Raw genomic sequence first — 13,870 nt, forward strand, 5'->3', positions numbered from 1 at the left:
TGGTCAAGCCTGGTCCGTCGGCGGTCCAACGCGAAGAGGCGCAGTTCCGGGCAGCCAACCGGCCCGGTGCGCGGCCGACGCGGACGCTCAGGGGGTGCTTTCAAACTGTTATTAGTATCGCGCAAACTCGGCACACTAATCCGCGCCTCCGACGGCGGTGCTGGCGGAGTTTCCGGCCCGGTTCATCACAGCCACAGCAAACCTGCTCGAGCGAGCGAGCTGGTCCGGCCAACAAACGAGCCGGCATCGTCGCGGCAGGTGGCAAGCGGTGAGACAGGCCACGGCGCAGCGGTCGACCGCCGGCTTCTTTGCAGGTCACAGATGCCGGGTGGGCAGGTTAGTATTAGGGAAGTTGGCATGTCAGGCGGGTTTTGTCATATCGTTTTACGACTTGTCGAGACCGGTTATCGGGCTCCGTTCAGCGCTGCACGGACGAATCCCGTGACCGGATCACCGCCATTGACGGACAGCCTATCGACAAGACCGGAGGGGTCTAGCCCGCAATCCCATGGGTGCGGCCTCCTCGGAGCCGCATGAAGGCCGCGCAGAAAGTCTGGTGAAGGGGCAGGTGGGAATGGCGCCCAAGCGCTTGGGCTCTACGGGGCTATATAACCCCGCATTCGAACATGATTCGTGCGGGGTCGCCATGGTCGTGGACATGCACGGCCGGCGTAGCCGCGACATTGTGGACAAGGCGATCACCGCCCTGCTCAACCTGGAACATCGCGGTGCGCAGGGCGCCGAGCCGCGCAGTGGCGACGGCGCAGGCATTCTGATCCAGGTTCCGGACGCCTTCCTTCGCGAGGTCGTCGACTTCGAGCTGCCGGAACCGGGCAGCTACGCCACCGGTATCGCGTTCTTGCCACAGTCCTCCAAGGACGCCGCGGCCGCCTGCGCCGCGGTGGAGAAGATCGCCGAAGCCGAGGGCCTGCACGTGCTTGGCTGGCGCAATGTCCCCACCGACGACTCGTCACTGGGCGCTTTGTCCCGCGATGCGATGCCTACCTTCCGGCAGGTGTTCATCGAGGGCGCCTCGGGCATGACCCTGGAACGACGCTGCTACGTCGTCCGCAAGCGTGCCGAGCACGAACTCGGCACCAAGGGACCGGGCCAGGACGGTCCGGGCCGCGAAACCGTGTACTTCCCGAGCCTGTCCGGCCAGACGCTGGTCTACAAGGGCATGCTGACCACCCCGCAGCTGAAGGCGTTCTACCTCGATCTGCAGGACGACCGGCTGACCAGCGCGCTGGGCATTGTGCACTCCCGCTTCTCCACCAACACCTTCCCGTCCTGGCCGCTGGCGCATCCGTTCCGACGCATCGCCCACAACGGCGAGATCAACACCGTCACCGGCAACGAGAACTGGATGCGCGCCCGTGAGGCGTTGATCAAGACCGACATCTTCGGATCCGAAGACGACGTCGAGAAACTGTTCCCGATCTGCACGCCCGGGGCCTCCGACACCCAGCGCTTCGACGAGGTGCTCGAGCTGCTGCATTTGGGCGGACGCAGCCTGGCACACGCGGTGCTGATGATGATCCCCGAGGCCTGGGAGCGCCACGAGTCGATGGACCCCGCGCGTCGGGCGTTCTACCAGTACCACGCTTCGCTCATGGAGCCGTGGGACGGCCCGGCATCCATGACGTTCACCGACGGCACCATCGTGGGCGCCGTACTCGACCGCAACGGCCTTCGGCCGTCGCGGATTTGGGTCACCGAGGACGGCCTGGTGGTCATGGCGTCCGAGGCCGGCGTGCTGGACCTGGACCCGTCCACCGTGGTCAAGAGGATGCGCCTGCAGCCCGGCCGGATGTTCCTGGTGGACACCGCGCAGGGCCGCATCGTCTCCGACGAGGAGATCAAGGCGGAGCTGGCGGCCGAGCACCCCTATCAGGAGTGGCTCGACAGAAACCTGATTCCGATGGAGAAGTTGCCCGCGGGCAAGTACGTGCGGATGCCACACGACCGACTTGTCATGCGGCAGTTGGCTTTTGGCTACACCTACGAGGAACTCAACCTGTTGGTGGCGCCGATGGTGCGCACCGGCGCCGAGCCGATCGGATCGATGGGCACCGACACCCCGGTCGCGGTGCTGTCGGAGCGCCCGCGGATGCTCTACGACTACTTCCACCAGTTGTTCGCCCAGGTGACCAACCCGCCGCTGGACGCCATCCGCGAGGAGGTGGTGACCAGCCTGCAGGGCACCACCGGCGGCGAGCGCGATCTGCTCACCCCGAACGAGAACTCCTGCCACCAGATCGTGTTGTCGCAGCCGATTCTGCGCAACTACGAGTTGGCCAAGCTGATCAACCTCAACCCCGACGACGAGGTCAACGGGCGACCGCATGGCATGCGGTCCAAGGTGATTCGGTGCCTGTACCCCGTGGACGACGGTGGCGCCGGTCTGGCCGCAGCGCTGGAGGACGTGCGCGCGCAGGCGTCGGCGGCGATCGCCGACGGTGCCCGGCTGATCATCCTGTCCGACCGCGACTCCAACGAGCAGATGGCTCCGATACCGTCGCTGCTCGCCGTCGCGGGGGTGCACCACCACCTGGTGCGCGACCGCACCCGCACCCACGTAGGTTTGGTGGTCGAATCCGGTGACGCCCGCGAGGTGCACCACATGGCGCTGCTGATCGGTTGCGGCGCGGCCGCCGTCAACCCGTATCTGGCGTTCGAGTCGATCGAGGACATGCTCGACCGCGGGGTGATCGACAGCATCGACCGCAAGACGGCGCTGAACCACTACATTAAGGCTGCCGGCAAGGGCGTGCTCAAAGTCATGTCCAAGATGGGCATTTCGACGCTGGCGTCCTACACCGGCGCGCAGCTGTTCCAGGCGGTCGGCATCTCCCAGGAACTGCTCGACGACTACTTCACCGGTCTGGTCTGTCCGACCGGCGGCATCACCCTCGACGACATCGCCGCCGACGTCGCGGGCCGGCACCGGCTGGCCTACCTGGACCGCCCCGACGAACGTGCGCACCGCGAACTCGAGGTGGGTGGGGAATATCAGTGGCGCCGTGAGGGCGAATACCACTTGTTCAACCCGGAGACGGTTTTCAAGCTGCAGCACGCCACCCGCACCGGTCAGTACAAGATCTTCAAGGAGTACACCCGGCTGGTCGACGACCAGAGCGAGCGGATGGCGTCACTGCGGGGTCTGCTGAAATTCCGTGCGGGAGTACGTCCTCCGATTCCGCTGGAGGAGGTCGAACCGGCCAGCGAAATCGTCAAGCGCTTCTCTACGGGCGCGATGAGCTATGGCTCCATCTCGGCGGAGGCGCACGAGACCCTGGCTATCGCGATGAACCGGCTGGGTGGCCGCTCGAACAGCGGCGAAGGCGGCGAGGACGTCAAACGCTTCGAGCAGGATCCCAACGGCGACTGGCGCCGCAGCGCGATCAAGCAGGTCGCCTCTGCCCGGTTCGGCGTCACCTCGCACTACCTGACCAACTGCACCGACATCCAGATCAAGATGGCGCAGGGCGCGAAACCCGGTGAGGGCGGCCAACTCCCGGGTCACAAGGTGTACCCGTGGGTCGCCAAGGTCCGGCACTCCACGCCCGGCGTGGGGCTGATCTCGCCGCCGCCGCACCACGACATCTATTCCATCGAGGATTTGGCGCAGCTGATCCACGACCTGAAGAACGCCAACCCGTCGGCTCGGGTGCACGTGAAGCTGGTGTCGGAGAACGGGGTAGGGACGGTCGCGGCCGGGGTTTCCAAGGCGCACGCCGACGTGGTGCTGATCTCTGGGCATGACGGCGGAACCGGCGCGACCCCGCTGACGTCGATGAAGCACGCCGGTGCCCCGTGGGAGTTGGGGCTGGCCGAGACGCAACAGACGCTGCTGCTCAACGGGTTACGCGACCGGATCGTGGTCCAGGTGGACGGGCAGCTGAAGACGGGTCGCGACGTGATGATCGCGACCCTGCTGGGAGCCGAGGAATTCGGTTTCGCCACCGCACCTTTGGTGGTGGCCGGCTGCATCATGATGCGGGTATGCCATCTGGACACCTGCCCGGTCGGCGTGGCCACGCAGAACCCCGTGCTGCGGGAGCGGTTCACCGGCAAGCCGGAGTTCGTCGAGAACTTCTTCATGTTCATCGCCGAGGAGGTTCGGGAGTACCTGGCGCAGTTGGGCTTCCGCACCATCAACGAGGCCGTCGGGCAAGCCGGAGCGCTGGACACCACGCTGGCGCGCGCGCACTGGAAGGCGCACCGGCTGGATCTGACGCCCGTGCTGCACGAGCCGGAGTCGGCCTTCATGAACCAGGACCTGTACTGCAGCTCGCGGCAGGACCACGGCCTGGACAAGGCGCTCGACCAGCAGTTGATCGTGATGAGCAGGGAGGCGCTGGATTCCGGGACACCCGTCCGTTTTTCGACGACGATCGGCAACGTCAACCGCACGGTGGGCACCATGCTCGGCCATGAGGTGACGAAAGCCTATGGCGGCCAAGGATTGCCCGACGGGACCATCGACATCACGTTTGACGGTTCCGCCGGCAACAGCTTCGGGGCCTTTGTGCCCAAGGGGATTACATTGCGAATTTACGGCGATGCCAACGACTACGTCGGCAAGGGCCTGTCCGGAGGACGGATTGTGGTGCGCCCGTCGGACAATGCGCCGCAGGACTACGTGGCCGAGGACAACATCATCGGCGGCAACGTGATTCTGTTCGGCGCCACCAGTGGTGAGGTCTTCCTGCGTGGCGTGGTGGGCGAGCGGTTCGCGGTCCGTAATTCCGGTGCGCACGCCGTGGTAGAGGGCGTCGGCGATCACGGCTGCGAATACATGACCGGCGGCAAGGTCGTCATCCTCGGCCGCACCGGCCGCAACTTCGCTGCCGGGATGTCCGGCGGCGTGGCCTACGTGTACGACCCCGACGGGCAACTGCCGTCCCACCTCAACGCCGAGATGGTCGAACTCGAGACTCTCGACGAGGATGACGTGGACTACCTGCACAGCACCATCCAGGCGCATGTCGATGCCACCGATTCCGCTGTGGGCCAACGGATCCTCGCCGACTGGCGTCGGCAGCAGCGTCGTTTCGTGAAGGTGATGCCGCGGGACTACAAGCGGGTGCTGCAGGCGATCGCCGAAGCCGAGCGCGATGGCGTGGATGTCGACAAGGCGATCATGGCGGCCTCGCATGGCTGATCCGAGCGGCTTCCTGAAATACACACATCGGGAATTGCCGAAGCGCCGGCCTGTCCCGCTGCGGCTGCGGGACTGGAACGAGGTCTACGAGGAATTCGATCTCGAGAAGCTGCGTTATCAGGCGACTCGGTGCATGGATTGCGGTATTCCGTTCTGCCACAACGGTTGTCCTTTGGGCAACTTGATCCCGGAATGGAACGACCTGGTGCGCAGGAACCGGTTTCGCGACGCGATCGAACGGTTGCACGCCACCAACAACTTCCCCGACTTCACCGGCCGGTTGTGTCCGGCACCGTGCGAGCCGGCCTGTGTGCTCGGTATCAACCAGGATCCGGTGACGATCAAGCAGATCGAGCTGGAGATCATCGACAAGGCTTTCGAGGAAGGCTGGGTAGAGCCGCTGCCGCCGACGACGCTGACCGGAAAGACTGTGGCCGTGGTCGGTTCGGGCCCGGCGGGCTTGGCCGCTGCCCAGCAACTCACCCGTGCCGGTCACAGCGTCACCGTCTTCGAGCGGGCCGACCGTATCGGTGGGCTGCTGCGTTACGGCATACCGGAATTCAAGATGGAAAAGCGTGTCCTGGACCGTCGGCTGAACCAAATGCGAGCCGAGGGAACCGAATTCCGATCCGGCGTCAACGTCGGGGTCGACATCACCGCCGAGCAGCTGCGCGCCGATTTCGACGCGGTAGTGCTGGCCGGCGGCGCCACCGACTGGCGCGAATTGCCCATCCCGGGCCGGGACCTGGACGGAATCCATCAGGCGATGGAGTACCTGCCGTGGGGTAATCACCAAGCGTTGGGTGAGTTGGACGAGGCCGACCGGGACGAGGACGGCCAGCCGCCGATCACGGCAAAAGGCAAGAAGGTTGTGATCATCGGCGGTGGCGACACCGGCGCCGACTGTCTGGGCACCGTACATCGCCAAGGCGCGGTCGCCGTGCACCAGTTCGAGATCATGCCGCGCCCGCCGGACTCCCGCGCCTCGTCGACCCCGTGGCCGACCTACCCGCTGATGTATCGCATTTCGGCGGCCCACGAGGAAGGCGGCGAACGGCTCTTCTCGGTGAACACCGAGGAGTTCGTCGGCAAGGACGGGCACGTGACCGCGCTCAAGGTGCACGAGGTGACCATGCAGGACGGCAAGTTCGTCAAGGTCGACGGCACCGACTTCGAGATCGAGGCTGACCTGGTTTTGCTGGCGATGGGCTTCGTTGGCCCGGAGAAGGCCGGCCTGCTGACCGACCTCGGGGTGGAGCTCACGGAGCGCGGTAACGTGGCGCGCGACGCCGATTTCGAGACCTCCGTGCCCGGCGTTTTCGTTGCCGGAGACATGGGGCGCGGCCAGTCACTGATCGTTTGGGCGATAGCTGAGGGCAGGGCCGCCGCGGCAGCTGTGGACCGGCATCTGATGGGCTCGAGCGCGCTGCCGGCGCCCATCAAGCCGACCGCCGCACCGCTGCAATAACCACACCAGTCACATCAGAAACAGGTTGATATTGCTCGGCGCGTCGTCGACAGTTTGCCAGGCGTTGGGTGTCTAATAACCCGATGTGGGCTGCGTCACATGAAAGTCGCATGCGAGCCCCGGTTGAGTTAACCGATCGCAGGAGTGATAACTGTGCATGTCAAACCAGTACCCCAGTCGCGGGCGGGGCGAATCGCCTGGTCATGGTTTCGTCACCCAGTGAAGAGTCGGGAGTTCCCAGCCAAACGCGAGCGCCTGATCACGGCTGAGGAGCTGCTGGTATTCGGCGTCTGACCGAGTCATCTCTGACGCCCACCGAGTTTGCTCGCCCGCGAGCGCGCGCAAATGTACGGAAAATGCGCCCGAATCGCGTACATTTGCGCACCCTCGCGAGCAAGGCTTACAGGCCGGAATCCCGGATCGCCTCCGCCAGGGGCTCCAGAACGGCAGGGTCGTGCGGCGGAGTGATGTACACGATCCCCAGTTGCAGACCTTCGGCGGCCAGGCCGGCGGCATCCTCGATGACCTGCCCGTAGTTGCGGCTCGGGTCCAGGCGCAGGTGCGCCGACAACGTGATCTCGTTTGGGTCGCGTCCGATGTCCGCGCAGTGCGCGGCCAGCACGTCGCGCTTGCGGGCGAACAAATCGGGTGGCCCGCCGACGAAGTTCCAGTGCTGGGCGTAGCGCGCGGTGATTCGTAGCGTGCGCTTCTCGCCGCTGCCGCCGATGCAGATTGGCGGGTGCGGACGCTGCGGACCCTTCGGCTCGTTGCGGGCGTCCTTGAGCTGGTAGAACTTGCCGTCGAAGTTGGTGGTCTCCTGGCTCAGCAGGCTGGTGAGCACCTCACACGCTTCCTCGAAGCGGTCGAAACGTTCCTTGATGGTGCCCAGCTCGATGCCGTAGGCGCCGGACTCTTCCTCGTTCCAGCCGGCGCCGATCCCGAGCTCGAGCCGTCCGTTGGAGATGATGTCCAGCGCGGCGGCCATGTTGGCCAGCACCGCCGGATGCCGATAGTGGATCCCGGTAACCAGCGTGCCCAACCGCAGCCGCTTGGTGGCCTGCGCCAGCGCGGTCAATGTCGTCCAGCCCTCCAGGCAGGGGCCGCTGCTGTTGCCGAAGATCGGGTAGAAGTGGTCGAAGGTCCAGCCCGACTCGTAGACGTCGATGTCGTCGGCGGCCTGCCAGACGGCCAGCATGTCGGCCCAGGTGGTTTCTTGCGGTGAGGTTTTGAACGCGAATCGCATGACCCCGACGCTAGTCGCGCTTTCTGGACCGCAACTAGTTCTGATGGTGGCGACCCGCTTCGCCCGGCTCCGCCGCGCTCGCGATCGCCACTAGGCTGGGCGGAAGGATGACACTCGGTATCGATACCAAGATCACGCTGTTGGCGGCCGGACTGATTTTTGTGCTGGCGCTCGCCCTCGGCGTGTGGAAGTACCGCCAGATCATGGTCAGCCCAGATCACCGGGCGCATGTCTACGTCGACATCGCGCACCGGGCGGCGCTGCTGTACGCGTTTGCGACGGGGCTTATCGCGGTCTTCGTCGAACTCAGCGCCTGGCCGACATGGGTGAACCTGACCGCGGCGATGGTCCTGGTGTTCTTCTTCGTGGCCGCCATTGGGGCCTACATCCTGCACGGCGCACGGCGCGATACCGAGAACCAGTTTGAACATCCGACGCGCGGCACCGCGGTGTCGATGGTGTTTCTCATCGTCGGCGAAATCGGCGGCTTCGCAGTGCTATTGGCCGGATTCATCGCGGGGCAGCTATGGACCCGGTGACCGCGCTGCGCCAGATCGCCTACTACAAAGACCGCAGCCGGCAAGATCCCCGGCGGGTGATGGCATATCGCAACGCCGCCGACATCGTCGAGCAACTCGACGACGCGACGCGCGAGCGGCACGGGCAGGCCAACAGCTGGCAGACGATCCCGGGCATCGGGCCCAAAACCGCGAAGGTCATCGCGCAGGCCTGGTCCGGACGCGAACCGGACCAGCTGGTCGAATTACGTTCTGCGGCAGAAGATCTCGGCGGTGGAGAGGTACGGGCCGCACTGCGCGGAGATCTGCACCTGCACTCGAACTGGTCGGACGGGTCGGCGCCGATCGACGAGATGATGGCCACGGCCGCGGCGCTCGGCCATGAGTACTGCGCGCTGACCGACCACTCGCCGCGCTTGACGATCGCCAACGGGCTGTCACCCGAGCGGCTGCGCAAGCAGCTCGACGTGATCGACGGCCTGCGCGAAAAGTTCGCGCCGCTGCGCATTCTCACCGGGATCGAGGTCGACATCCTCGACGACGGCACCCTGGACCAGGAGCCCGAATTGCTGGAGCGCCTCGACATCGTGGTGGCCAGCGTGCACTCGAAGCTGTCGATGGATTCTGACGCGATGACCCACCGGATGGTCACCGCGGTCTGCAACCCCCACGCCGATGTGCTCGGCCATTGCACGGGCCGGCTGGTCGCGGGCAACCGGGGCATCAGACCCGAGTCGAAGTTCGATGCCGAGGCGGTATTCACCGCCTGCCGCGATCACGGCACCGCGGTGGAGATCAACTCGCGCCCAGAGCGCCGCGACCCGCCCAGTCGACTGCTGAACCTCGCGCGCGACATCGGCTGCGTGTTCAGCATCGACACCGACGCGCACGCGCCCGGTCAGCTGGACTTCCTCGGCTACGGCGCGCAGCGGGCGTTGGACGCGGAAGTTCCCGTCGATCGCATTGTCAACACCTGGCCGGTTGAGCAGCTCCTTCAGTGGGCAGGCAGCTAAACAGGTTGCGCAACAACAATTCCCGCCGATGCTAGCACTTCGCCGCGGCACTTTAATCCGGTAGGTGCGGCATCTCGAAGCCAGGGTCGCGGCCAACCAGCACCCCGCGGGTAAGCGCAGACTTCCCGAAACGTCGGCGTATCTGGTCGACGGCGGCATCTACCGCGGGAGGCTCCCCGTCGAAGGGCAGCATCAACTGCTGCGCGCCGCTGCGGTCGATGCCGGATACCGCGAAGCCGACCAGGGTCAACCCGCGATCGGCCATCGCGTCTGCGCTCGCTGCGACCAGCTGCCTCGCCACGGCCAGCACCGTTTGCGTCGACGAAGTGGCCCACGGCAGGGTGCGCGACCGTGTCGCCCGGCTGAAATCGGCGAAGCGCAGCCGCAGCGTCACGGTTCGCCCGGTGCGGCCCGCGGCGCGCATCCGTCCGGTGATGCGATCTATCAGGTTGACGACGACCGCGTCGAGCTCGGTGGATGACATGCGGCTGCCAGCCCGCCCCAGCGCTCGCTGCGCCCCCACCGAGCGTCGCCGCACACCGGTGGTCACCCGGCGGCGGTCGATGTTGCGGGACAGCGCAAACAGTTGGCGTCCCATCGCGCCACCGACCAGCGAAGCCAGCGTCGACTCGGACAGTTCAGCGACCTGGGCGACGGTGGTGATGCCGTGTGCGTGCAGCTTGGCGGCGGTCACCGCCCCGACGCCCCACAACCGCCGGACCGGCAGCGGGTGCAGGAAAGCCAGCTCCCTGTCGGGCGGAACCAGCAGCAACCCGTCTGGCTTGGCCTCCTGACTGGCGACTTTCGCCAAGAACTTGGTCCGTGCGATGCCGACGGTGATCGGCAGCCCGACCTGATCGCGCACGTCGGCGCGCAGACGTGCGGCGATCTGGACCGGGGTACCGGATACCCGACGCAGGCCGCCGACGTCGAGGAAGGCCTCGTCCACCGACAACGCTTCCACCACCGGCGTGGTGTGGTGAAACACCTCGAATACGGCGTCGCTGGCCTGTGAGTAGGCGTTCATCCGCGGCGGGACCACGACCGCGTGCGGGCAGAGCCTTCGCGCCTGTTCGCCGCCCATCGCGGTGCGCACGCCGTAGGCCTTGGCTTCGTAGCTGGCCGCCAGCACCACCCCGCCGCCGACAATCACCGGACGCCCCCGCAGACCGGGGTCGTCGCGTTGTTCGACGGACGCGTAGAACGAATCCAGGTCCGCGTGCAGGATGGACGCGTCACACCGCACGAACATATGTTCGCACGCGTCGCCGACAAATGGCGTCAGAGCGGGGCGAGCACCGCTTCCACCGGCGGCGTTTTTGCCCGCATGATGCCCTTCTCGGCATTGGCCGTGGTCGCGTAGGCTGCAGGACCACGGAAAGGCAGGGTTTCGTGCTGGTCTGGTTCGTCATGTGCGCCGCTCTTGTGGCTTCGGTGACATCGCTGGCGCTGTTCATCTATTGGGGCCGCGACAAGCCGGCGCGGCGGACTTACCGTGACGCCGCGTTCGTCGCGCTCGGTGCGATGTGGGGGCTGCTTGCGCTGAGCCGCTACCTCGTCGACGCGTCACCACGCTGGATGATGTGGTTCTCCGCCCTGTTGGCCGCGGCGACTCCTATCTCGATCTGGGAAGCGCGCCGGAAGGATGCGCGGGACGATGCACGGGACAAGGAGTGGGACTAAAAACCCGCGAGCGTTTCCAGTGCTCAGCGCTCTCCGCCGTAGATGCTGCTGACCCAGACGTGCACCAACGTGTCCAGCACGCGCGCTTCCGGGACGGACGGCTGCTCGGCGGCGAAGGACGCGAACAACGTCCGCTCGTTCATCAGGTTGAGCGCGGTGGCCAGTTCCAGGGCGGGCAGGGTGGTCGGTGCGGCACCGCGGTTGCGTTCGGCCTCGATACCGGCGGCGGAGAACGCGATCCATTTCTGCATGAACGTCGACCAGAGTCCTCGCAGCTCGGCACTGGTATCCCGGGCCGCCATGCTGGCCCGGGTGACCGCCTTGTGGGATCCGAACGTCTGAAAGAACACGTTGATGCCGGTGCGCCACATGTCGTCGCGGTCCGCGTCGCCGTTCTCGGCCAGGGCCTGCAACGCGGAGTCGGCCTCGTTGACCACGCGGTCGAGCAGCGTCAGCAGCACCGCTTCCTTGGACGGGAAATAGAAATAGAACGTCGGTCGCGAGATGCCGGCACCTTTGGCCAGGTCATCGACGGAAATGTCGGCCAGTGGCCGGTCCTCGAGGAGCCGCTCGGCGGTGGTGAGGATGGCCAGTTCGCGATCGTCTCCGGAGGGTCGCGCGCTGCGCCGGCCCCGAGAGCTCTGGCCGGCCCTGGCGGCCGTAGGGGTGGTCACGACAGGGAGCTTACCCTTGTGTTGAATATTTCGACACTCTGTTGACGCATTCAACAGTCCGTTGATAACGTCCGACTCATGACTGAGCACCTTGACGTTGTCATCGTGGGCGCCGGCATCTCCGGTGTGAGCGCGGCCTGGCACCTGCAGGACCGCTGCCCGACCAAGAGCTACGCCATCCTGGAAAAGCGGGACGCCATGGGGGGCACCTGGGACCTGTTCCGCTACCCGGGCATCCGCTCCGACTCCGACATGTACACGCTGGGCTTCCGCTTCCGCCCGTGGACCGAGCGCCAGGCCATCGCCGACGGCAAGCCGATCCTCGAGTACGTCAAGAGCACCGCGGAGATGTACGGCATCGACAAGCACATCCGTCTCAACCAGAAGGTCGTCAGCGCGGACTGGTCCAACACGGAGAACCGCTGGACCCTGCACATCGAAAGCAACGGCAGTAGGACCACCCTCTCCTGTTCGTTCCTGTTCTTGTGCAGCGGCTACTACAACTACGAGCAGGGGTACGCCCCGAAGTTCGCCGGCGAGGAGGATTTCCCCGGCCCGATCATCCATCCTCAGCTGTGGCCGGAAGACCTCGACTACGCCGACAAGAACATCGTCGTGATCGGCAGCGGCGCCACGGCCGTGACTTTGGTTCCCGCGCTGGCGAATTCGGGCGCAAAGCGCGTCACAATGCTGCAGCGCTCGCCGACCTACATCATTTCGCAGCCAGAGCGGGACAAGATCGCCGAACGTCTCAACCGCTGGCTGCCGGACAGGGTGGCCTACACCGCGACCCGCTGGAAGAACGTGGTACTGCAGGTCGCGCTCTATCAGGCCTGCCGAAAGTGGCCGCAGCGGATGCGAAACGTGTTGCTGCGCTTCGCCCAGCGGCAGCTGCCCGAGGGATACGAGGTCGAGAAGCACTTCGGTCCGCACTACAATCCGTGGGACCAGCGGCTGTGCCTAGTGCCCAACGGCGACCTGTTCCGCGCCATCCGGCACGACCAGGTCGACGTGGTCACCGACACCATCGAGCGGTTCACCCCCACCGGCATCCGGCTCAACTCGGGCCGCGAACTCCCGGCCGATATCATCATCACCGCAACGGGATTGAACTTGCAGCTATTCGGTGGGGCGACGGTGACCGTCGACGGGCAACCGGTGGACCTCACCAAGACGATGGCATACAAGGGCATGATGCTCTCCGATCTGCCCAACATGGCCTACACGGTTGGCTACACCAATGCGTCCTGGACGCTGAAAGCCGACCTGGTGTCCGAGTTCGTCTGCCGTCTGCTGAACTACATGGACGACAACGGTTTTGACACCGTGGAGGTTGAGCACCCGGGTTCGGACGTCGATGAGCGGCCGTTTATGGAGTTCACACCTGGCTATGTGCTGCGCTCACTTGACGAGCTGCCCAAGCAGGGTTCGCGGACCCCGTGGCGGCTGAATCAGAACTACCTGCGCGACATCTGGCTGATCCGGCGAGGCAAGGTCGACGGTGAGGGGCTGCGATTCGCCAAGAAGCGGGCCCGGATAGCCGCCTGACAACCCCCGCCACCGACCGCGCTCGTCGTCGAAGTCATGCCCTCAGAACACGTTCGCCGGCGATGAAGGTCAAAGCTCAGCGACCACGACGATCCCGTCGTCGTCGCTGTAGGCGACCTCGCCGGGCACGAATGTCACTCCACCCAAACTGATTTCGACGTCACGCTGCCCGGCGCCGGTCTTGGCGCTCTTGCGGGGGTTGGTGCCCAGCGCCTTGATGCCGATGTCGATGCCGCGCAACGCGGCAGCGTCGCGGACCGCGCCGTGAACTATCAGGCCGGACCAGCCATTGGAGCGGGCCAACGCGGCGATGACGTCGCCGACCAGTGCGGTGTGCAAGGAGCCGGCTCCGTCGATCACCAGCACTCGGCCCGTACCAGGCTGCGAGAGCACCGATTTCAGCAACGCATTGTCCTGGAAGCAACGCACGGTGCTGATCGGGCCGGCGAATTCGGTGCGGCCGCCGAACTGGCGGAACTGCAGGTCACAGCTGCGCACCTCGGGCCCGATGTCGTCGACGAGGTCGGCGGTAGGCCGGAAGGACACGGTCACCGGG

Annotated in this window: 10 protein-coding genes; 6 read left to right on the forward strand and 4 right to left on the reverse strand. The window is 65.7% G+C overall.

What is annotated here, in order from left to right:
* Positions 1 to 574 precede the first annotated feature (574 nt).
* Both gltB and A9W99_RS19755 read left to right on the forward strand, forming a co-directional pair.
* Positions 575 to 5,167, forward strand: coding sequence for a glutamate synthase large subunit (gene gltB / locus A9W99_RS19750; RefSeq protein ID WP_067382242.1), 4,593 nt, complete (start codon positions 575 to 577; stop codon positions 5,165 to 5,167).
* Positions 5,160 to 6,635 carry a glutamate synthase subunit beta gene (locus tag A9W99_RS19755; RefSeq protein WP_067382028.1) on the forward strand — a complete coding sequence of 492 codons (1,476 nt, stop codon included), beginning with the start codon at positions 5,160 to 5,162 and terminating at the stop codon, positions 6,633 to 6,635. Before gltB ends, A9W99_RS19755 begins: the two co-directional genes overlap by 8 nt.
* Positions 6,636 to 7,035: 400 nt before the next feature.
* Here the strand turns inward: A9W99_RS19755 and A9W99_RS19760 are convergent, their stop codons facing one another.
* Positions 7,036 to 7,878: an LLM class F420-dependent oxidoreductase gene (locus tag A9W99_RS19760; RefSeq protein ID WP_067382031.1), complete on the reverse strand. Its 843-nt coding sequence runs from the start codon at positions 7,876 to 7,878 to the stop codon at positions 7,036 to 7,038.
* Positions 7,879 to 7,985: 107 nt separating this feature from the next.
* Between A9W99_RS19760 and A9W99_RS19765 the strand changes: the two genes are divergently transcribed.
* Both A9W99_RS19765 and A9W99_RS19770 read left to right on the forward strand, forming a co-directional pair.
* A complete protein-coding gene (locus A9W99_RS19765; protein WP_067382034.1) occupies positions 7,986 to 8,417 on the forward strand; it encodes a hypothetical protein in 432 nt (143 codons plus the stop codon).
* Positions 8,405 to 9,409 (forward strand): PHP domain-containing protein, encoded by a 1,005-nt coding sequence (locus A9W99_RS19770; RefSeq protein ID WP_067382036.1) that lies wholly within the window; start codon positions 8,405 to 8,407, stop codon positions 9,407 to 9,409. Before A9W99_RS19765 ends, A9W99_RS19770 begins: the two co-directional genes overlap by 13 nt.
* Positions 9,410 to 9,461: 52 nt before the next feature.
* On the opposite strand, the gene dinB is transcribed toward A9W99_RS19770, so the two are convergent.
* Complete coding sequence (dinB, locus tag A9W99_RS19775) at positions 9,462 to 10,661, reverse strand: DNA polymerase IV (RefSeq protein ID WP_067382039.1); 1,200 nt, start codon at positions 10,659 to 10,661, stop codon at positions 9,462 to 9,464.
* A 140-nt stretch (positions 10,662 to 10,801) separates the two neighbouring features.
* Here dinB and A9W99_RS19780 point away from each other — a divergent pair, with 140 nt between their 5' ends.
* The gene (locus A9W99_RS19780; protein ID WP_067382042.1) at positions 10,802 to 11,092 is read left to right on the forward strand and encodes a hypothetical protein; all 291 of its coding nucleotides are present in this window, start codon (positions 10,802 to 10,804) and stop codon (positions 11,090 to 11,092) included.
* 23 nt (positions 11,093 to 11,115) lie between these two features.
* Here A9W99_RS19780 and A9W99_RS19785 read toward each other — a convergent pair whose 3' ends face one another.
* Positions 11,116 to 11,766: a TetR/AcrR family transcriptional regulator gene (locus tag A9W99_RS19785; RefSeq protein WP_067382045.1), complete on the reverse strand. Its 651-nt coding sequence runs from the start codon at positions 11,764 to 11,766 to the stop codon at positions 11,116 to 11,118.
* A 78-nt stretch (positions 11,767 to 11,844) separates the two neighbouring features.
* Between A9W99_RS19785 and A9W99_RS19790 the strand changes: the two genes are divergently transcribed.
* A complete protein-coding gene (locus tag A9W99_RS19790; RefSeq protein WP_067382048.1) occupies positions 11,845 to 13,314 on the forward strand; it encodes an NAD(P)/FAD-dependent oxidoreductase in 1,470 nt (489 codons plus the stop codon).
* Positions 13,315 to 13,383: 69 nt separating this feature from the next.
* On the opposite strand, the gene rraA is transcribed toward A9W99_RS19790, so the two are convergent.
* Entirely contained in the window at positions 13,384 to 13,866 is a 483-nt protein-coding gene (gene rraA / locus A9W99_RS19795) for a ribonuclease E activity regulator RraA (RefSeq protein ID WP_067382051.1), read from the reverse strand.
* Positions 13,867 to 13,870 lie beyond the last annotated feature (4 nt).

The sequence above is a fragment of the Mycobacterium sp. 1164966.3 genome (assembly GCF_001665395.1).
Lineage (GTDB): Bacteria > Actinomycetota > Actinomycetes > Mycobacteriales > Mycobacteriaceae > Mycobacterium.

What these genes read in the sequence shown, in the direction of transcription:
- gltB (WP_067382242.1), top strand. Translation starts at nt 575, where the DNA reads ATGGCGCCCAAGCGCTTGGGCTCTACGGGGCTATATAACCCCGCATTC.
- dinB (WP_067382039.1), bottom strand. Translation starts at nt 10,661, where the DNA reads ATGTTCGTGCGGTGTGACGCGTCCATCCTGCACGCGGACCTGGATTCG.
- A9W99_RS19755 (WP_067382028.1), top strand. Translation starts at nt 5,160, where the DNA reads ATGGCTGATCCGAGCGGCTTCCTGAAATACACACATCGGGAATTGCCG.
- A9W99_RS19765 (WP_067382034.1), top strand. Translation starts at nt 7,986, where the DNA reads ATGACACTCGGTATCGATACCAAGATCACGCTGTTGGCGGCCGGACTG.
- A9W99_RS19790 (WP_067382048.1), top strand. Translation starts at nt 11,845, where the DNA reads ATGACTGAGCACCTTGACGTTGTCATCGTGGGCGCCGGCATCTCCGGT.
- A9W99_RS19770 (WP_067382036.1), top strand. Translation starts at nt 8,405, where the DNA reads ATGGACCCGGTGACCGCGCTGCGCCAGATCGCCTACTACAAAGACCGC.
- A9W99_RS19760 (WP_067382031.1), bottom strand. Translation starts at nt 7,878, where the DNA reads ATGCGATTCGCGTTCAAAACCTCACCGCAAGAAACCACCTGGGCCGAC.